The organism is Companilactobacillus futsaii JCM 17355, from assembly GCF_001435505.1.
GTDB lineage: Bacteria > Bacillota > Bacilli > Lactobacillales > Lactobacillaceae > Companilactobacillus > Companilactobacillus futsaii.
Genome location: NZ_AZDO01000124.1, coordinates 1 through 19,391 on the forward strand (window position 1 = coordinate 1; position 19,391 = coordinate 19,391).

Here is a 19,391-nt window from a genome sequence, read left to right on the forward strand (position 1 = left end):
GTTTTACCGTTCCATCAAAGGTAGGTTAACCAAGGAACAACGTAAGCTATCTCGAAGAGCTAGACGGGCTAAATCTGAAGGTAGAAAGCTTTGGAAATCTAAGAATTATCAAAAACAACGTAAACTAGTAGCTAAACTTCACGCTAAGGTAAAAAATCAACGTAAAGACTTCCTTCATAAACTATCAACTACACTTATCAAAAACCACGATTTGGTAGTTGGAGAGAATTTGAAGAGCAAAAATATGTTGAAAAATCATGCTTTAGCTATGTCCATATCTGACGTTGGTTGGAGAATGTTTATTAGTATGTTGGAATATAAAGCTCCGATGTATGGTCGAACCTTTGTCGAAGTTGACCCAGCCTATACGACCCAACAATGTAGTGAATGTAAATTTAGAATGGGTACAAACAACACTCATAAACTAACTCTCAAGGATAGAGAATGGACTTGTCCTAACTGTGAAACCCACCACATTAGAGATTGGAATGCTTCTAAAAATATCCTAGCTAAAGGTTTGATTGAATTATTAAAACCATTAACTGAAGATAGTCCAATATATAAGTAATAAGTACGGGCGTTTGGCAACCCACGTCCTAAGTTCTGGTAATTAGCGCATAAGACGTTATGATTCCGATTGCTTAATGGCATGAGATATCGTAATGCAATGCTTTATCTGAATAAGTTGTGACTAGTAATTAAGTAGTGATGAGCTATTTGGTGAAGTTCACAAGCCACTGACTTTAGTCAGTGGTAGTTGACCAACTTTATCCTTATTGTAATTTTTACCAAAGATAAAACCAAAAGTAACTGTCAATAATGGATTCATCCAAACGTAAAAAGCACATGGGATAAAGACTAGTGGACTAACTCCTAAAACTCCTGAAATAAAGATTCCGGTAACTCCCCATGGAACTAAAGCATTGATATCGGCTCCTCCACTAGCAAGGATTCTTGACAAGTAAACTGGTTTAATATTTTGCTTATCAAAGTTTTCTTTAAAAGTTGTACCAGGTAAAATAATGGAAATGTATTGTTCACCGACTAAAAAGTTAACACCGATGGCACTTAAAACTGAAGTTAAGATCAATTTACCAGGTGTGTTGACGCTTTGCTTCATTTTACCAACCAAATTTTCAACGACACCCATTTTGATCAAGACGCCACCTAGAGTCAAGGCAACTAAAATCAAAGAAATACTGCTCAACATGCTAGTAACACCACCGCCACTGACGATACTATTGATTTTCTTATCAGCTGAATTTAACTGAAAACCATTCATGATCTGATTGCTGATAGTTGAAAGCTTAGGGTGGTTGATAAAGATATGCATGATGATTGCTGTAATTGAACCTGACAATAAAGTTGGAATAGCAGGAACTTGCATAATAGCACAAATAATTAAAACGGCAATTGGAACTAACATCCAAGGTGAAACGAAGAAATTAGCGTTCAAAGCATTGATAATGTGATGAACTGAACTCATATCAGGATTAGCAGTACTGTGACCGGCAATCAAGAAAATAATTGCAGTAATCGTTGCTGAAGGAATGGCTGTGTGAGCGATTGTTTTGATATGATCAAAAACATTATCTACTCCAGCGATTCCCGTAGCTAAATTAGTAGTTCCAGATAGTGGCGACATATTGTTTCCAAATAATGCTCCAGAAACGATTGATCCAGCTGTTAAAGCTATGTTGATTCCCATAACGTGACCGATACCCATGAAAACAATTCCTAAAGTACTAATAGTTGTAAAAGAACTGCCAACGATCACGCCGACTAAACAACAGCTGACAAAGACTGTAAATAAGAAAAATCTGACATTTAATATTTCTAATCCATAAACCATAATGGTTGGAATCACACCAGACATCGACCACGTCGATACTAAAACCCCAATCATAATAAAAATAATCATTGGTACGATTCCTGGTTTTACCCCTTCAACAATCCCATCCTGGAGTTGGTTCCAGGTAAAACCGCGAAATCTTCCGTAAAACAATAACAATGTGAATGCCAATAAAATTGGAATTTGAGGTGTCATGCCTAGAGCAATCATCATTGTTCCTAGCATCCCAAACATTACGACCATAATAATTAAACTTTCTAAAACTGATAATTTACCTTTTTTCATATTACTCACCCTATTTTGAATTTGATTTAGTTTTCTTAGTAGTTTTGATAGGGTCTATAATAATAATTTTTTTGAGCTTCATTAATTTCTTTCTCATTTAGGATTTGTGCAAAGGTTGCTTGCATGCGTAACTTTTCGATAAATTTCATCTGTAATTCCTCCTAAAATTATTTGTCCTAATGAATAAAAAAGACGCCCCTGCAATTGTATGCAGGGACGCCTTTAGCGCGGTACCACCCAAATTCAAGTAATAATACTTGCTCTTTATTCCGTAAACACAGGACGCGAGATTTCAATTTAGTATTTTGCAAAAATATCCTGCATGGCTCGCACCGACCGCCATTTCTCTGAACACTGAGATACTTCGCTACTTGTTGTAAAATCAAAATCAATTTATGTAAGTAATCTTAGCAGAATTTTCTCATAATACAAGAGTTTTATTAGAAAAATATTGGATTTTTTTAATTATTCTAAAGTGAATCTAATAATTCTTGCATCTGTTCATTATCTGGATCTTGCTTTAAATAAAGTCTCAACGCCGCTTGGAGAACCTCTTTATTGCCGGTACTACGCAAAATTTCTACCAAGTCTGACAAGTAATCAAGGTTGTCCTTAAACTCGTCTAGAACCGTTAAAATGTCTTCTTGAGCTTTATTAACATCGTCAGTTTCAAATTCTGATTTAGCCAAATTCCAAATCAATTTAGGATTATTATTAATCTCACGACCATCCAAGAGATCCAAGTTAGCCTTAAATTGACCCTTAGTAACGTAATAATCACTCAACTTGATAACCAATGGCATTGGATTTTCGACTTTCTTGATTCCAGTTTCCAAAATCTTAATGGCATTATTGGCATCTTCAGACGTTCCAGCATCAAAAGCAATTGCATACAAACGATCATCTAACTCATTCAAATTAAGTCCTAACTGAGCATATTTGAAAGCATCAGCATTTTTCTTGATATTCAAATAATCTTCAGCTAGGACAGGATAAGCTGTTGGATAGTCGCGATTACTGTCGAGTAAGTTTTCCAAAACAGAAATCGATTTATTATAATTTTTAACTTGATTGTACAAAAATCCGAGTTGGAACTGAGCATCTTCATTCAATTCTAAGGCGTTTAACTTTTCATATTCACTGATGGCATCCTCATATTGTCCATCCCCAGCTAATGAACTAGCTTTTCTTAAGACAATTGAAATACCAGAGTAGTTCTTAATGCCCATATCCAATAACATGTCATAATACGTCAAAGCTTGGTTAAATTTATTTTCATCGAAATAAACTTCAGCCAAAGCAAACTTGAAAACTTCTTCGTCAGGGAACTCTCTGATGCCCTCTAAGAGCTTTTGTTCACTGACTTCATAAAGTCCTAATGACTGGTAAATATCGGCTGAAACTAGTAAATTTTCGGCATAAGCTGGTGAATCAGGCGTGATTTGAGAAATATAATCTAAAGCTTGATCGCTATCACCGTCAGAAACAGCAATTTCAGCTAATCTGGAGAGGATTTGACCCTCACTTGGGTAATTAGTCAAAAGATGTTGATAAATCGTCTTAGCTTGCACAGAGAGTCCACGACTCATCAATGTCTCGGCTAATGAAAATTGAGTTTGATCATCATCTTCACGTAACGATTCTTGAATCAAACCGTCGACTTTTGAAAAATCACCATCATCGATTGTTTCCATAACTTTATCTGCTTTACTCAAATTAAAACCTCATACTTTCTTTTGCGTAAAAAAAGACGGTCCGATGACCGCCCCTTATAAAACTAATTATTTAACTGAATCCTTCAAAGCTTTACCTGGTTTAAATGCAGGAACCTTGCTTGCTGGAATCTTGATTTCTTCGCCAGTTTGTGGGTTGCGACCCTTACGAGCAGCACGTTGACGAACTTCAAAGTTACCAAAGCCAATCAATTGAACTTTGTTACCTTCTGATAAGTTTTCTTGAATAGTTTCAAATACTGCATCAACAGCAGAAGTTGCGTCCTTCTTTGTCAAACCAGTTTTACTTGCGACACTATCAATAAGTTCAGCTTTATTTGCCATATGTGAATACCTCCGAAAATTTGTAAAATATTTAGAACACATGAACTTTTATTAATGCGTTCATTATTCTATGTACAAAATTACCATAGCAATGCCGATGTGGCAAGCATTTAAGCTATTTTTTAACATAATTCTTCTTAAATATAATTATATTTATAAAAACGGATGAAATACTGTCCTTCTAAGTTATTTTCGCTTTCTAGGAAGAATCTTAATTGGTGTTCCTTCAAAATCGAAAGTATCACGCAATTGATTCTTCAAAAATCTCTCATATGAGAAATGAAGTAATTCTGTCTCATTAACGAAAACAACAAATGTCGGTGGTTGAATAGCAACTTGTGTCATGTAGTAAATTCTCAAACGTTTTCCATTTACTAATGGTGTTGGTGCAATTGAAGTTGCACGCAACAATAAATCGTTAAGAACTGATGATTGAATTCGACGATCACGATTACCATAAACTCTTGCAACTAGTTCTGGAATTTGGTCGAGGCGTTGACCTTTAATAGCGGAAGTAAACAAGATCGGTGCATATGATAAGTATTGGAATTCAATTCTAATTTGATTTTCAAAGTCCTTCATCGTATTAGTGTCTTTTTTCAAAGTATCCCACTTGTTAACGACGATAATAACACCTTTACCGGCGTTGTGAGCATATCCGGCTACACGTTTATCTTGTTCACGAATACCTTCTTCAGCATTTAAAACAACACAAACGACATCTGATTTATCGATGGCACTCAAGGCACGTAAAACAGAATATTTTTCAGTATTTTCATAGACCTTACCACGTTTTCTAATACCAGCAGTATCGATCATTGTAAAATCTTTATCGAGTTTTTCATCGTGGTACTTAGTATCAATAGCATCACGAGTCGTTCCTTGCATATCAGATACAATAACACGTTGATCACCCAAGATAGCATTGACTAAGGATGATTTTCCAACATTGGGACGTCCGATAAAACTAAATTTGATAGTCTTATCTTCTTCTTCTTTGTCCTCATGAGGAAAGGCCTTGACGATCTCATCTAATAGATCACCTAAACCTGTCCCCTGAGCACCAGAAATAGGGTTTGGATCCCCAAATCCTAAGGCATAGAAATCATAAATATTTTGACGTTGTTCAGGATTATCCGCCTTGTTAACTGCCAAGATAACTGGCTTCTTCGTCCGATACAAAATCTTAGCAACGTCTTCGTCTTCTTTAGTAACACCATTTTGACCATTAGTGATAAAGACGATAACGTCAGCTTCATCAATAGCGATTTCTGCTTGGTTCTTGATTTGAACGGACATCTTTTCTCCGCTCATTTCAATACCACCAGTATCGATCAAGCGAAATTCTCTTCCTAACCAACTAGCACGAGAATAAATTCGGTCTCTAGTAACACCAGGTGTATCTTCAACGATTGAAAGTCGTTCATTAATAATTCGATTAAAAATTGTAGATTTACCAACATTGGGGCGTCCTACTAACGCAACTACTGGAACAGACATATTTTGCCTCCCTACTTATGTTCGTTAACTATTTCAGTTACTCTTTTAACAACTTGTTCGATAGTCATATCTGAAGTATCTACTTCAATGGCATCGTCAGCTTTTTTCAATGGTGAAATTTCACGATGTGAATCCTTATAATCACGCGCCGCAATTTCATCTTGTAATTCTTTTAACGGGGTATCGATGCCACGTTCAACATTTTCTTTAAAACGTCTCTGTGCACGAACCTCAACGCTTGCAACCAAAAAAATCTTTACTTCAGCTTTAGGCAAGACTGTTGTACCGATGTCACGCCCATCCATGACGATATCACAGTCATTTGCTAAGTCTCGTTGCATTTTTACTAGTTGTGTTCTTACTTCCTTGATTGCGGAAACTTGCGAAACGTTGTTAGTTATTTCTTCAGTTCTAATGTCATCTGAGACATCTTCTTCGTCTAAATAAACGTGTTGTCCATCCTCTTTATTTAGAAAATGAATTCGATGTTCTGACATTAATTTCAAAATATTGAGAGTATCACCATAACCCACATTGTTCTTTTTTGCAAGTAAAGTCACTGTTCGATACATTGCACCTGTATCACAGTATACAAAGTTTAAGTTCTTTGCAATTAATTTGGCAATCGTACTTTTTCCAGCAGAAGCTGGTCCGTCTATAGCAATTTGCATTTGTTTCTCTCCTTAATAAAAGGGCCCAGACAAATTTGTCCAAGACCCTTCACATAAAAATTATTTAACTCTTAGTGTTGTACCAGGTGTCAATGTACCAACGTTACTGTTCATACTCTTTAATTGAGCAGTAGTTAGATTATTGTTATATGCAATTCTAAACCAATTGTCTCCAGCTTTAACAGTGTAATAAGACGCCGAACTACTATTATTATCTGTCGAAGTTGTTGAATTATCGTTGGTCGTTGTTCCAGTTGAAGCTTGTTGATTACTTTGTTGTGACTGTTGAGTCTGTTGTGAATCTTGGGCTTGTTGCGTACTATCAGCTGTTTGAGAATCACTTGAGTCAGCAGTTGTACTATTGGCAGAAGTACTATCACTAGCAGTATTAGAATTATTGGCATTAGAATCAGAGTTACTATCTTCATTCGTAGTTGTCTTCTTCTTTGCGCTATCCTTCTTAGTACTGTCTTTTTTTGTAGACTTTTTCTTGGTTGACTTCTTAGCAGCTTTTTTCTTAGTTGATTTGTCTTTATTTTCAACTGAACTCTCAGCTTGGGAACTATCTAAATCGCCACTGCCACTACCTCTTACAGCATTAATAATAACAGGCGTAAACATAATGACGATCAAAGCAACAACTAAGGTAACGACTAAAGTGTGATTTCCACGTTGCTTTTCTTTAGTAACAGCACGTGAAACATGACCCTCATCGTCAGTATCAGAGTCAAAACTCTTTTCCCAAGGCTTAACATCTTCTTGATCAGCAGAAGAATCGTCTTGATCTTGATCAGATTCTGCCTTTGAGTCCTCAACTGATTCTTTAGGTGTCACAGGTGGCACTGAAGTTGGCTCAAACTTAGGTTCGTCAACTTCAGGAGCATCTTGTTTTGCTTCACTTAAATGATCATTGCTTTCTTCAGCTTGAAGATGATCAGCCCCAACAGGTGTAGGATTATCCTCAACTTGTTTAGGCTCTTCATTAGAAGCTTGCTCGTCAGAAACAGTATTATTCGTTGGTGTGTTTTCATCACCTGTATCGATTAGATGATATTTTTTTAAATCCTCAAGACTGACAGATCCTTCTAGTCCTTTGGTGGATTTTGGAACACGTGAATCGCCAGACATATTGTTTTTATCATTATCGGCCATTAAAAACCAACCTCCTAATTTCTATCTCTTAAAGCATATCATAAAAGTTTAAAATTTTTCTTTAAAGATTTATAAAATTTCACTATTTAATAGCGAAATGCCCCTTGATTCTAGGATAAACGATAATAACTGCTACTGAAATGATCAATGCTTTAATAATATTAAACGGAATGACACCAGTCGCTACATATTTTGCTAATGACATATTTAATTGCATCCCGACAACATTCATATAAAGTGGCATGACTACAAAATAATTTAGCAATGACATAATGACCGTCAAGCTCAAGGTTCCACTGACGACTGCCATGATTTTTTTATCTTTCTTCCAGAAATGTGCAAATGGCAATAACAAGGCAACCGAACCTACAAATGCTGCCCCATCACCAATCAATCCGGCTAAACCCGTTCCAGTCACTAACAAATGAACCATTGATTTAAGTAAAGCTATCATGATTCCCCCAACAGGACCAAAGGCAAACGTACCAACGACTGCCACAACATCGCTTAAATCGACTTTCAAAAATGGCAACCAAATCAAAACTGGAAATTCAAAGAACATCAAAATCGTTCCCAATGCTGCAAAGATTGAAACCCCAATTATATCTTGAAACTTATACAAACTCTTCCCCATTAAAATCAACCTCTCTAAATTGATTCCCAAAGAAAAAAGGCCTATTTTGGGCATACCAAAACAGACCTAATCTGTTTTCTTCCATCCAGACTTTACTGTCGGTATTGGAATCTCACCAATTCAACCAGCTTGCGCTGGGTCGCGGACTTTACCGCCGGTCGGGAATCACACCCTGCCCTGAAAACCAATTATTTATTTTTATATTTATAATATAGCAGACCCCTTGATATATGGCAACTGAGTAGTTGTTATGGGAACAATACCATTTGGTTATTAATAAACCGTCCATTTATTCAGTGGCCAATAACGTAATTTGACTTCGCCAACAACGCTCTTTTGATTGATGAAACCAATTATTCGGCTATCTTTAGAAACAGTTCGATGATCTCCTAAGACAAAATAAGTATCAGTGGGGACTTTGTTGGTTTTTTCAACTTTTTTCAAGTATGAACTACTATAACGTTCTTGCCATTCTGGTGCATTTTTTGCCAAAGAACTTAACGTGAAGTCATAGGTATAACTATATGGTTTGCCAGCATAAAAACTAGTATTGGGTTCTTTTTTCTTCTTACCCGCCTTTAAAAAGTCTTCCTTATATACTTTTCCATTAACATAGATTTTATTATTTTTAGAAACAACCGTATCGCCTGGTAAACCAATAACTCTTTTAATATAGAACGAACCAGGTTCATCTGGTGCTTTTAAAACAATCAATTCACCACGTTTTATTTCTGAATGCCTCGTTTCAATGATTCTGTCACCATTTTCAAAATTAGGCTGCATTGACGGTCCAATGACTTCATTATTTGAAAGAACAAATCTAAATATTAAAAAGAAAATAGCATAAACAATAGTCAAGTAAATAATTAAACTAACCCAATAAGACCAGCCACTTTCCTCTTGTTTTGCAAAATGGCGACCTTTTTTATCTTTCACTATTGTCACCTCTTAAAGGTTTATTTTTGATTCTTCTTCAAAGTAGCAACTTCTAAACGAGTCAACTCACGATATTGACCAGAGACCAAACCATCCAAAGTCAAGAAATCATAGCTTTCACGAGACAATTTTTCAACTTTATGTCCAACTGCATCGAACATGTTCTTAACTTGGTGATTGTGTCCTTCATGAATAACCATTCTGACGATTGAACTGTTCTTCTTTTTGTCTTTTGACATCACACGAACCTTAGCTTTGGAAGTCGTATAACCCTTTAGCTTGATGCCATTTTCCAACTTTCTAATTTCTTCTGTTGTCAAAATACCTTCGACTTTAGCAATATAAGTCTTATCAACATGATATCTTGGATGCATCAAGTGATTGGCAAAATCACCATCATTAGTTAACAATAACAAGCCTGAGGTGTCATAATCTAAGCGGCCGATTGGGTAAACTCGCTCACGTACATCATCTTCCAACAAGTCAGTGACAACTTTTCTATCCTTATCATCAGAAACAGCTGAAATAACTCCACGAGGTTTATACATCAAGATATAACGTTTCTTTTCTTCTTCCATAGGTACGCCGTCAACTTCGATACGATCATGGTTATCAACTTTGACACCCATTTCGGTGATCAACTTACCATTAACCTTAACGTGACCTTTAGCAATCAAATCTTCTGATTTTCGTCTTGAAGCTACACCAGCATCAGCCATGTATTTTTGTAATCTAACTTTCTCCATCTATTTCTCCTATATTTGAGTTATCCTCAAAGTTTTCTATTTTTGGTAAATAATCTAAGCTTTTAATTCCAAAGTAATCAAAAAATTCATCTGTTACGACATATAAATTGGGATGACCAGGCACATTTTTCTTACCATGTTCTTTGATCATCTTGCGCATCAACAAAGTATTCAAACTTCCAGAACTCTGTACCCCACGAATTTCATCGATTTCAATTCTAGTGATCGGTTGTCGATAAGCGATGATCGATAGAATTTCTAAAGCCGCTTGACTAAGTTTTGTTCCCAAGCCTGATTTAAAATATTTCGTCAATAAATCACTGAATTCGTTCTTAGTAACTAGTTTATAAAGTGAATTGTAATTGACTAGTTGGATGCCAGAATCTCCATCAGTTAATAATTTAACTTGCAATTCTTCAAGATTTTGTCGTAAAGCAGCACTATCGATCTCTAATAATTCGACCAAATCTTTTTCCTTGATACCTTGGTCACCGGCCACAAACAATAATGCCATTATTTTTGCTTGATACACGTTTAATTCCTCAATTCAATAAATAATTCACTTTTAAAATCAGCCTGTTGAACGGAAACAATTTGCTTTCTAGCCATTTCCAAAATTGCCATAAAATCAGTCACGATTTCTTCAATATTGCCGTTCAATTTTAAAAGTGCCTTAAAAGTGGTTTTCTTAACGGACTTCAATTCTGCCATAATATTATCAGTCGCATCCTCGATCGAAAGGGTCTCATTTTCAATCGTCTCTGTTTCTGGTTGGCGATTCTTTTGTTCACGCAATAATTCAGCATAGGTCGTCGCCAAATCAGTCAAAGCAACCGAGCCAGGCTCAAGAAACTGTTCCAATTGCTTATTAGGAATACTGACCTCTTTGTCGAATTGCTGCTTACGATACTGTTCTTTTTCTTCAAAGTAGGCGGCAACCTTTTTGAAAGTTTGATACGTCAACAGCTGCGAAACTAACTGATCACGAGGATCTTCATCTTGCAATTCATCTTCAATTTCATCTGGTGCTTGAGGTAACAACATTTTACTTTTAATTGACATTAATGTTGATGCCATAACTAAATAGTCACCCGCAATATCTAATTGCAACACTTTCATACTCTTCAAATAATCCAAATACTGTTGTGTAATTTGAGCTATCGGAATATCATAAATGTCAACTTTTGATTCCTTGATCAAATGCAACAACAAATCGATTGGGCCCTCGAAATCAGTTAGAACTAAATTTAATTTTTGCATTAATCCGTTTCTTCCAAATCCTTCTCAAGTTTCTCTTTATTTTGACGCCAAAGCTTTATGTCTTTACTCAATTCAAAGTTTCCCAAAATGACTAATTTAGGAAAGCGTTTCTGAACATCATCAAAGATTTTAAAAATATTGCTTTGCGAGCGATAAGACGGATTTAGTGAAATATATTCGATAAAAACAGTTCCCTCAGAAAAAGATAAGGCAACAATTCCAGAATAATCATCCATATTACTCTTCCACAAATACAATTGTCGATTCTCATCTTCCGAATAGAGATTCAATTCTTGTTCCATATTATGAAAGTCTTTTAAATCACTAATGTATGATAAAAAGCCCATGGCAATTTTTTTATTCTCATCACTATATTTACTAAGCATAAATCCTCCTATGCTCTGGGAAAAGCCTTGTTATAAACTTGCTTCATCCGCGTCTTATTAACGTGCGTATAAATTTGAGTCGTTGAAATATCTGAATGCCCCAATAACTCCTGTACTACACGTAAATCTGCCCCATTCTCTAACAAATTTGTAGCAAAAGAATGACGCAATGTATGTGGCGTTACATCTTTAGTAATGCCTACTTGAGCAATATATTTTTTGATCATACGCCAAATTGATTGTCGAGTTAACTTTTTGCCACGAAAATTCAAAAAAACCTCTGCCTGTTGACCATATTTTGTAACTAATGGCTCACGTGTTTCTTGAAGATACTTGTTCAACCAGTTAATGGCTGTTTCACTAATTGGTAGCAGTCTTTCTTTAGAGCCTTTACCTAAGGTTTTGATCAATTGTAAATCCAAATGTAAATCATCCATTTTTAAATTGACTAATTCACTAACTCTAAGACCAGTTGCGTACATCACTTCAAAAATCGTTCGATCTCTAATGCCAAGGCTTGTTGAAATATCCGGCGATTCAATCAATTTGTTAATCTCATCCATCGACAAAACGACTGGCAAATGACTGCCTTTTTTAGGAGCATCCAGCTCGTTCATTGGATTGGTTGGCAATTTATCGAGCAACTCCAGCCATTGATAAAATTTTTTTAAAGAAGAAAACATCCGCATTTGTGAATTTTTCGACTTACCAGCCTTGTCCTGACTAGCAAAAAATTGCGTAATAACAAAATGATCCTCTGGATAAAAAGCGACTTTTTTCTTCTCTAAAAATTGGCTAAATTCTAGTAGATCTTGATTGTAAGAAGTAATTGTATTTTTCGATAAGCCACGATCTAGTCGTAAGTATCGCGCATAATCAGCCAGAGTATCGATCATCGTTTGATTTTTAATCGTCAATTTATCACTCACTAAACATCACCTCTATTTGAGATAAGTGTAGCCATCTTTTTGTTCAATCTTCTTTTGTTTCATTAAATTACCTAGAGCACGCTTAAAACTCCCCTTGCTGATACCAAAGTATTCTCTAATATCATCAGGATTGCTTTTATCTGTATAAGGAATCTTACCATCACGAGCATGTTGTAAAACGGCCATGATCATTTGTGCATCTGGTGTAATTTCTTCATAGGCACGTGGACGCATTGAAAGATTCAAACGACGGTGACTTGAGCCAATCACACGAGCTTTAATATGTTGTCCGATATGAAGTGGTTGATCTTGTTCTTTCACATGAATAAAGCCCATGTAGTAGCTATCAGTCATGACAAAAGCGCCGGATTCTCTAATAGCAATCACAGTTCCTTCTTCATTCTTATTCATCAATTCTTTCAAATCTGTACTAGGGCTACGAGCAATTTGTGTGTAAAGTTCGATGTCAGCTAGCTTACCCCATAAACGACCCTTGTGATCAATTTCTAATTTGACCATCAAGTTATCGCCCTTCTTAGGCCATTCACTGTGTTCTAGTGGTAAATCGTCTAAAGAAACAACGATATCCTTGTCTTCCAAACCGACGTTGACGAAAACTCCCAAGTCAGTTCTTACTTCAGTAACTTCGGCGAAATCCCAAACTCCTTGAGTTACAAAAGGTAAGACTGTCGTCATTTTATTTTTATGAGCTTGATTTTCATAAACAAAGCCCGCTACTTGATCACCCAATTCAGGTATTTCGGTTAATTCGTTTAAATCTAAGGCAAAAGTTACCCCTTCTACTTGAACAAAGGCTTCATCCTTATTAAGGTCAGTTACCGTTCCTGCCAATACTTGACCGTACATTTCTGCTGCTTCCATTTTTCACCATACTCTTTTTGACATTTTATTTATCTAGAATAAAAATACCCCCAAACTACTAGAGGGTATCTATTATTGAATATTTAATCTTCTATATTATATCAGAAAGAACGATTAAGTAATAACTTCACACTAAAAAAAGAACCCAATCTAATTATTCAGAATGAATTCTAGTTCATAGCATGAATTTTGAACATTGAATTGATATAATCTGATTCTTCTTGTCCAGTGTTGTATTTATCATCTTTGCACTTATCATATCTTCGTGCAGCCGCCATAATCTCAGCTGTTTGAATCTTGTCAAAAATTGAAAGACCACTTTGATTATCGTTAACTAATGCAAAAATATTCTTCTTTTGCTCACTGCGATACATCTTTTTGGGTCCAACAGTCGTTATATAATCAAAATTATTTTTATCAAACTTCATTTAAATTCTCCTAGTTCCTTACGCGATCAGTGTAGTTCTAAAACTGTCGAATAACAAAAAAATAGTCTTATCAAAATATTGATTGAATTAGTTTCAGATGATAACAATTATTTATTCAAAGTCAACGTTGAATTTTTTTAATAAAAGTGAAATAATTTTATTCGTAGTAAGCGATTACAAATTTAATATTGAGAGAAGGATTTTGTTATGAAAATTAAAGCTGCTGTAGTTGATAAAGTTAATGACCCATTCGTTATTAGAGATGATGTCGAATTAGCTGACATGACTGATGATGGTCTACAAGTTAAGGTAGTTGCTTCAGGTATCTGCCACTCTGATGAAGCCCTACGTAAAGGTGACGCTGCATTTAGTTTTCCAGTAGTTCTTGGTCATGAGGGATCCGGAATTGTCGAAAAAGTTGGTAAAAATGTTACAAACTTCAAACCTGGCGATCATATCGTTATGTCATTTTACTCATGTGGTGAATGCGATAACTGTCTAAAAGGTAAACCAACTCAATGTCGTAAGTATGCCGCATCTAACCTATCAGGTACACGTCCTGACGGTTCAGATCACTTTACAGAAGATGGTCACCACGTAAGTGACATGTTCAATCAATCATCTTTCACAACCCACACTGTAATTGACAAACGTAATGCTGTTAAAGTTCCTAAGGACCTAGATCTTAGAAAACTTGGACCTTTGGGTTGTGGCTACGTAACTGGTAGTGGTACAGTCTTTAATACCCTTCAACCAAAACCTGGTGACACGATTGCTGTCTTTGGTACAGGTGCTGTTGGTCTTGCTGCCATGATGGCTGGTAAGATCTCTGGCTGTGTCAATGTTATTGCTGTTGATATTGTCGATTCACGTTTGGAATTAGCTAAAAAGATGGGTGCTACTGATGTTATTAACAGTAAAAATGAAGATGCTGTTGAAGCTATCAAGAAAATCACTGGCGGTCTAGGTGTCGACTGGGCCGTTGATACCACTGGTGTTGCTAAAGTCATGACAGATTCAATCGCTGCTTTGACACAAGGTGGAACTTCAGCCACAATCGCTGTTACACCACATAACATCGATATCAGTACTTGGAACGACCTCTGTGTTGATGACAAGAAAGTCGTTGGTGTAAACATGGGTGATGCTATTCCTCAAGTTGACATCCCTCGCTTGATTAAGTTCTATCAAATGGGTGTCTTCCCATTCGACTTAACAGAAAAACTTTATAACTTCAATCAAATCAATGAAGCTGACGCTGATTCAGTCAGTGGTAAGACTATCAAACCTATCTTGGTTATTGATAAAGACTACCAACCTGGTGAATAATTAATCTAATCTAAGCAAACCGTCTTTTGATGGTTTGCTTTTTTATTTTGGTTATATGTTTTCGTAAAACATGTATTTAAACTAAATATATGACATTTGTCATCCTACTTAATGACAATCATTACTACTGTCAGAACATTCCAAACATTAGAATTAATTTATCAAATAATTTCAAAGGAGTAACAAACTTATGGCAGTGGTTTTAAACGTTGAACATCTTCAAAAATCCTATCGAAAAAAAACAATTTTAAAAGACATTAATTTTCAAATTAATGATTCCTCTATTGTTGCACTCATTGGTGCTAATGGCGCTGGCAAAACTACACTGATAAATACTATTTTGAAACTCACACCTAAAGATACTGGCAAAGTCCAATTCTCAGTTGACCAATGGAAACAAATTACTGGAGTTATGATGCAAGATAATCTTGTTTTGAATCGGATTAATGTCGAGGAGATTATTAATCTTACTCGCAGTTATTTTCAAGATCCTCTTTCTTACGAAAATTTAATAAGAATTTCAGGATTAAAAGAGGTCGAAAATACATTTGTCAGTCAACTCTCAGGTGGTCAAAAACGACGTTTATCTTTTGCTTTAGCATTAGCTGGTGATCCCAAAATATTATTTCTTGATGAACCAACAGTGGGAATGGATAGTATTGCCAGAAACGATTTTTGGAAAACTGTTGCTAGCCTAAAACAAAATGGCAAATCAATCTTCATCACTAGCCACTACTTAAAAGAACTAGAGAACGTTGCCGACCACTTTCTCATTTTACAAAACAAAAATATTGCCTTTGACGGTTCTATTGAACAATTACGTAAAATCTCTGGAAAAGTGTTGGTAGAGTTCGATAGTAAATTATCTTGTAAAACCTTTACCAGTTTCTCGTCAATAATTTCAATCAATCAAACTAACCATCATTTTCAAATAATTACTAATGACGCTAACGAACTTCTGTCAAAACTTAATCCTTTTTTAAAGGCAATCAGTAATCTATCAGTTAATCAATCTTCACTGGACACCCTTTTACTAAATTATCAGGAGAAAAATAATGACTAATTACTTATATCAACTAAAAATAAATTTCAAACGGATTATTTTACGCAATAAAGCTTTTTTCCTTTTTGATATGATGCTCCCAATAGCTTTTTACATGTTATACACAAAAGTTCTAACTAATGGTTTGTCGCCTCAGCAGTTAAAAATTTGGAACAAAGATTACCTGATCAGTATGATGATTTATGGTTGCGTCTTGGGAAGCATTATTACCACCGCCAATACCTTATTAAATGATCAAACTTCAAAATTTAATTTATTCATCAGTTTAAAACCAATTTCTAAAACGAGATACTATTCATCTCTAGCAGTAATTTTTGTTACCTTGAATCTGATCGCATCAATTACTATCAGCTTAGTCGGCATCTTTGTTAATAAGATTGATCTTCCACTTTATACCATCTTCAAAATAATTTTGGCAAATACTATCGGTACTATTCCTCTAATAATGATTGGTATCATGGTTTCCTTAGTCAAAAGACCTGAGCTAGTCAATTTATTAACCAATTTAATTGTTTTTCCACTAGCTATAATCAGTGGTTTATGGTGGCCAATAGATATGATGCCAAAATGGCTTCAATCCTTTGGGAAAACCCTTCCTACCTATCAGTTATCAGTTATCGATAAGGCTTTGCTTAACCAAAATATCAGCAACTCAACAGCATTTTTAAATATCACAGTTTGGTTTGGATTATTAACTTTGCTATTATTAATACTAACTAAACTTCAGGAAAACAAGGGAATTATCGAATGAAAAATTTTCTAGAAAAAAATATTCTTTTTCCAAAGCATTTAGGGTTCATGCCTTATTTTTGGACCATTGCTCTACTCTTGGTATCTGGTCAAATGCTCAGTAGTCAAAATACCTTTAATTGGTTTAATTTTTTGTTGGTATTAGTATTTTTAAAATCTTACCATGATGGTTACTGGTTACATCGATTTATTTCCATTGACATTATTATCCAACTACTTATCGCAATATACTTTACCAAGATTCTCCCTAACGATAATGGCCCGACCTTTTTTATTTATACCGCTTGGCAAATTGGTTCTCTTCCCTTTAAAACCAATCAATTTCTGAAGTATTATTCACTTTACCTCATTACTTCCTTAGGTTGTACTCTTGGTTTACTTACACAAACACCACTAACGCTTCGAAACATTTTTGGAATCATAATAGTATTAACATTCACCTTTGGATCACCTGTAGCTTCTAGATCCTTGAGTAATTCTTATCGAAGAAGGTATCGGATGCAACAAAACAACGGTCGATTAGAGGCAATTGTTAAACAAAATGAACGCGATCGAATTTCAAAAGATTTGCACGATAACCTTGGACAATCTTTTTCAATCATCACATTAAAATCAGAACTTGCTGCAAAATTAATCGAAAAAGATCCTCAAAGGGCGCGTCAACAATTAGAAGACATTATTAAAACTTCACGAGAAGATTTAAATCTAGTCCGTAAAATTGTTGCCAATATGAACGAAAAAAGCATTGCTAGCGCCATGATCGACGAAGAAAAAAACTTAAGTATTGCTGATATTAGACAAATTTCCATAAATGAGCAAATCAGTAACGTATGGCCCAAAGACGTTCAACACGTTCTAGCATCTATCATAAAGGAAGCCACTACTAATGTTATTAGATATAGTAAGGCTAATAGTATGAAATTTACCTTTGAACAAGACGAAGATAATTATCTTCTAGAAATTATCGACGATGGAATTGGTTTAAAAAAGGACTGTAAACAACAAACATTCGGTATGACAGGGATGGAAAATCGTTTAATAGATATTGAAGGTCATTTAGAAGTTATTTCCAAATACGGTGTCAACTTAAAAATAACCATTCCTAGAAAGGATTAACATGACTAGTATTTATATTGCTGAAGATCAGGAAATGTTGAATTCAGCACTCTCAGCTATTTTAGATTTAGAAGATGACTTTCAAATCATTGGCTCAGCTACAGACGGTCAAAGGGCTTTGCAACAAATAGTAGCTCTGAAACCTGATATTGCTGTACTTGATATTGAAATGCCTCAAATGACTGGATTGGAAATTGCTAAACAACTTAGAGATATCGAACAAAATCTTAAATTGATCATTTTGACTACTTTTGCTCGTAAAGAATATTTTGAAGCAGCTGTAAATACTAACGTTAATGCTTACCTTCTAAAAGACAGTCCAACTGATAAATTAGTTAAAACAATTCATCAAGTTTTAGCGGGAGAAACTATTTTCGATCCTGTCCTAGTCTCAACAATTTTGTCCGCTGCAAAAAATCCCCTTACCAATCAAGAATTAAAAATTCTAAAGGAATTCTCTGTGGGCAAAAGTACTCAAGAAATTGCCGACACTATCTTCTTATCATACGGAACTGTCCGTAATTATATTTCTTCTATCCTTAGCAAGACTGGTACCCATTCACGAATTGAAGCTTTGAATATCGCTAAGAAAAACAATTGGATCTAGTTGTTTTTCTTGGGTTAAGGTTACATAAGATTAATTTAAATAAGTTGTACACAACAAAATAAACTGATAGACATTAAAGTCTATCAGTTTATTCGAATATCTATTTAATTTCATCACTCTGGGCATTTTCTTGTAATCTCTTCAATAAAACATCAGCAATTCCTCTAACTTGCTTGTCTCCATCGCGTTGAGATAAACGATAACCAACAAAATAAGGGGAAACTACGTATCTAGCTTCAATTTTACAAATGATTTTCTTACCAAATTTGTAGAAGAAAATATTGTATGAATCAAACTTACCACCATATAAGTCATCTAAGACATACTTAACTGTCACTCTAGTAAATTCAGCTAAATCATCAATGTACTTAGGATTATTAATGACAACGTTAAATTCAACAAAACCCATGATCGGCTTTTGCGAAACATCGACATTTATATGTTTGGAGTTGAAGACGTCCATTCCGGTAAAGTTCTCTTCTTCAACATGCTTATAGCCATCAACCTTATCTAAGCCAATGATTTGAAAATGTGGATGCCGCAAAGACCCACCAGACATAGGCCCAAAATTTTTATACATCAAGACGCTTTCATATTTCTTACTTTGAATCATCTCATTCCAGCAATGATAAATGAATTCAAAGACTTCTTGATTCTTTTCAACTGAATAGTTGGAAATATCTCCGTAATGATCACTTGATTCAATCACTAAAGTTTGATTAGTATCTTTTAAAGTCTTAAATTTATTTTCCAAGGCGAATTTTATAATCAAGTTAGCCACCTTAAGAAAAAATAAATAAAAAAAACA

Annotated in this window: 22 protein-coding genes and 1 riboswitch; of the genes, 6 read left to right on the plus strand and 16 right to left on the minus strand. The window is 35.1% G+C overall.

Translation table 11 applies throughout. The annotated features are described in order from the left end of the window. Positions 1-568 (plus strand): RNA-guided endonuclease TnpB family protein (locus FC88_RS09105; RefSeq protein WP_157060460.1); only part of this gene is annotated, 568 nt, incomplete at its 5' end. Positions 569-727: 159 nt separating this feature from the next. Here FC88_RS09105 and nhaC read toward each other — a convergent pair. From nhaC to FC88_RS09180, 15 genes are all read right to left on the minus strand, one after another. Continuing rightward, complete coding sequence (gene nhaC / locus FC88_RS09110) at positions 728-2,137, minus strand: Na+/H+ antiporter NhaC (RefSeq protein ID WP_057814892.1); 1,410 nt, start codon at positions 2,135-2,137, stop codon at positions 728-730. 470 nt (positions 2,138-2,607) lie between these two features. Further along, entirely contained in the window at positions 2,608-3,852 is a 1,245-nt protein-coding gene (locus FC88_RS09115) for a tetratricopeptide repeat protein (RefSeq protein WP_057814894.1), read from the minus strand. A 66-nt stretch (positions 3,853-3,918) separates the two neighbouring features. Next, entirely contained in the window at positions 3,919-4,194 is a 276-nt protein-coding gene (locus tag FC88_RS09120) for an HU family DNA-binding protein (protein WP_010019909.1), read from the minus strand. Positions 4,195-4,380: 186 nt separating this feature from the next. Continuing rightward, positions 4,381-5,694, minus strand: a complete 1,314-nt coding sequence (gene der, locus FC88_RS09125) for a ribosome biogenesis GTPase Der (protein WP_057814896.1) — start codon at positions 5,692-5,694, stop codon at positions 4,381-4,383. Between the two features lie 11 nt (positions 5,695-5,705). Next, a complete protein-coding gene (gene cmk, locus FC88_RS09130) occupies positions 5,706-6,365 on the minus strand; it encodes a (d)CMP kinase (protein WP_057814898.1) in 660 nt (219 codons plus the stop codon). Between the two features lie 60 nt (positions 6,366-6,425). Then, complete coding sequence (locus FC88_RS09135; RefSeq protein ID WP_057814900.1) at positions 6,426-7,517, minus strand: LysM peptidoglycan-binding domain-containing protein; 1,092 nt, start codon at positions 7,515-7,517, stop codon at positions 6,426-6,428. 82 nt (positions 7,518-7,599) lie between these two features. Further along, the gene (locus tag FC88_RS09140; protein WP_057814901.1) at positions 7,600-8,151 is read right to left on the minus strand and encodes an ECF transporter S component; all 552 of its coding nucleotides are present in this window, start codon (positions 8,149-8,151) and stop codon (positions 7,600-7,602) included. A gap of 69 nt (positions 8,152-8,220) precedes the next feature. Further along, a riboswitch (FMN riboswitch) is annotated at positions 8,221-8,340 on the minus strand. 84 nt (positions 8,341-8,424) lie between these two features. Beyond that, positions 8,425-9,087: a signal peptidase I gene (gene lepB / locus FC88_RS09145; RefSeq protein WP_162256550.1), complete on the minus strand. Its 663-nt coding sequence runs from the start codon at positions 9,085-9,087 to the stop codon at positions 8,425-8,427. A 20-nt stretch (positions 9,088-9,107) separates the two neighbouring features. Continuing rightward, positions 9,108-9,833: a pseudouridine synthase gene (locus FC88_RS09150; RefSeq protein ID WP_057814903.1), complete on the minus strand. Its 726-nt coding sequence runs from the start codon at positions 9,831-9,833 to the stop codon at positions 9,108-9,110. Then, complete coding sequence (scpB, locus tag FC88_RS09155) at positions 9,820-10,347, minus strand: SMC-Scp complex subunit ScpB (RefSeq protein WP_057814921.1); 528 nt, start codon at positions 10,345-10,347, stop codon at positions 9,820-9,822. The genes FC88_RS09150 and scpB overlap by 14 nt, the downstream gene beginning before the upstream one ends. 20 nt (positions 10,348-10,367) lie before the next feature. After that, a complete protein-coding gene (locus tag FC88_RS09160; protein ID WP_057814904.1) occupies positions 10,368-11,093 on the minus strand; it encodes a segregation and condensation protein A in 726 nt (241 codons plus the stop codon). Next, positions 11,093-11,479, minus strand: coding sequence for a hypothetical protein (locus FC88_RS09165; protein WP_057814906.1), 387 nt, complete (start codon positions 11,477-11,479; stop codon positions 11,093-11,095). Before FC88_RS09165 ends, FC88_RS09160 begins: the two co-directional genes overlap by 1 nt. A gap of 8 nt (positions 11,480-11,487) precedes the next feature. After that, positions 11,488-12,375 (minus strand): site-specific tyrosine recombinase XerD, encoded by an 888-nt coding sequence (gene xerD / locus FC88_RS09170; RefSeq protein ID WP_057814923.1) that lies wholly within the window; start codon positions 12,373-12,375, stop codon positions 11,488-11,490. A 45-nt stretch (positions 12,376-12,420) separates the two neighbouring features. After that, positions 12,421-13,290, minus strand: a complete 870-nt coding sequence (locus tag FC88_RS09175) for a CvfB family protein (protein WP_057814907.1) — start codon at positions 13,288-13,290, stop codon at positions 12,421-12,423. Between the two features lie 170 nt (positions 13,291-13,460). Continuing rightward, the gene (locus tag FC88_RS09180; protein WP_057814909.1) at positions 13,461-13,718 is read right to left on the minus strand and encodes a hypothetical protein; all 258 of its coding nucleotides are present in this window, start codon (positions 13,716-13,718) and stop codon (positions 13,461-13,463) included. 207 nt (positions 13,719-13,925) lie between these two features. On the opposite strand from FC88_RS09180, the gene FC88_RS09185 reads away from it, so the two are divergent. The 5 genes from FC88_RS09185 to FC88_RS09205 all read left to right on the plus strand — a co-directional run bounded on the left by FC88_RS09185 (position 13,926) and on the right by FC88_RS09205 (position 18,583). Further along, entirely contained in the window at positions 13,926-15,047 is a 1,122-nt protein-coding gene (locus tag FC88_RS09185) for an NAD(P)-dependent alcohol dehydrogenase (RefSeq protein ID WP_057814911.1), read from the plus strand. Positions 15,048-15,237: 190 nt separating this feature from the next. Continuing rightward, positions 15,238-16,110, plus strand: a complete 873-nt coding sequence (locus FC88_RS09190) for an ABC transporter ATP-binding protein (protein ID WP_057814913.1) — start codon at positions 15,238-15,240, stop codon at positions 16,108-16,110. Further along, complete coding sequence (locus tag FC88_RS09195) at positions 16,103-16,861, plus strand: ABC transporter permease (RefSeq protein WP_057814914.1); 759 nt, start codon at positions 16,103-16,105, stop codon at positions 16,859-16,861. Before FC88_RS09190 ends, FC88_RS09195 begins: the two co-directional genes overlap by 8 nt. Positions 16,862-17,358: 497 nt before the next feature. Then, the gene (locus tag FC88_RS13025) at positions 17,359-17,976 is read left to right on the plus strand and encodes a sensor histidine kinase (RefSeq protein WP_162256551.1); all 618 of its coding nucleotides are present in this window, start codon (positions 17,359-17,361) and stop codon (positions 17,974-17,976) included. A 1-nt stretch (position 17,977) separates the two neighbouring features. Further along, positions 17,978-18,583: a DNA-binding response regulator gene (locus FC88_RS09205; RefSeq protein ID WP_057814918.1), complete on the plus strand. Its 606-nt coding sequence runs from the start codon at positions 17,978-17,980 to the stop codon at positions 18,581-18,583. Positions 18,584-18,683: 100 nt separating this feature from the next. Here the strand turns inward: FC88_RS09205 and FC88_RS09210 are convergent. Continuing rightward, positions 18,684-19,391, minus strand: a 708-nt coding sequence (locus tag FC88_RS09210; RefSeq protein ID WP_057814925.1) for a DUF4931 domain-containing protein, incomplete at its 5' end; no start/stop codon positions are given.

Coding starts and splice junctions, on each gene's coding strand:
- FC88_RS09190 (WP_057814913.1), top strand. CDS start 15,238: ATGGCAGTGGTTTTAAACGTTGAACATCTTCAAAAATCCTATCGAAAA.
- nhaC (WP_057814892.1), bottom strand. CDS start 2,137: ATGAAAAAAGGTAAATTATCAGTTTTAGAAAGTTTAATTATTATGGTC.
- FC88_RS09185 (WP_057814911.1), top strand. CDS start 13,926: ATGAAAATTAAAGCTGCTGTAGTTGATAAAGTTAATGACCCATTCGTT.
- cmk (WP_057814898.1), bottom strand. CDS start 6,365: ATGCAAATTGCTATAGACGGACCAGCTTCTGCTGGAAAAAGTACGATT.
- FC88_RS09195 (WP_057814914.1), top strand. CDS start 16,103: ATGACTAATTACTTATATCAACTAAAAATAAATTTCAAACGGATTATT.
- FC88_RS09135 (WP_057814900.1), bottom strand. CDS start 7,517: ATGGCCGATAATGATAAAAACAATATGTCTGGCGATTCACGTGTTCCA.
- der (WP_057814896.1), bottom strand. CDS start 5,694: ATGTCTGTTCCAGTAGTTGCGTTAGTAGGACGCCCCAATGTTGGTAAA.
- FC88_RS09165 (WP_057814906.1), bottom strand. CDS start 11,479: ATGCTTAGTAAATATAGTGATGAGAATAAAAAAATTGCCATGGGCTTT.
- FC88_RS09160 (WP_057814904.1), bottom strand. CDS start 11,093: ATGCAAAAATTAAATTTAGTTCTAACTGATTTCGAGGGCCCAATCGAT.
- FC88_RS09120 (WP_010019909.1), bottom strand. CDS start 4,194: ATGGCAAATAAAGCTGAACTTATTGATAGTGTCGCAAGTAAAACTGGT.
- FC88_RS09150 (WP_057814903.1), bottom strand. CDS start 9,833: ATGGAGAAAGTTAGATTACAAAAATACATGGCTGATGCTGGTGTAGCT.
- FC88_RS09175 (WP_057814907.1), bottom strand. CDS start 13,290: ATGGAAGCAGCAGAAATGTACGGTCAAGTATTGGCAGGAACGGTAACT.
- scpB (WP_057814921.1), bottom strand. CDS start 10,347: ATGGCATTATTGTTTGTGGCCGGTGACCAAGGTATCAAGGAAAAAGAT.
- FC88_RS09140 (WP_057814901.1), bottom strand. CDS start 8,151: ATGGGGAAGAGTTTGTATAAGTTTCAAGATATAATTGGGGTTTCAATC.
- xerD (WP_057814923.1), bottom strand. CDS start 12,375: ATGATCGATACTCTGGCTGATTATGCGCGATACTTACGACTAGATCGT.
- FC88_RS13025 (WP_162256551.1), top strand. CDS start 17,359: ATGCAACAAAACAACGGTCGATTAGAGGCAATTGTTAAACAAAATGAA.
- FC88_RS09205 (WP_057814918.1), top strand. CDS start 17,978: ATGACTAGTATTTATATTGCTGAAGATCAGGAAATGTTGAATTCAGCA.
- FC88_RS09180 (WP_057814909.1), bottom strand. CDS start 13,718: ATGAAGTTTGATAAAAATAATTTTGATTATATAACGACTGTTGGACCC.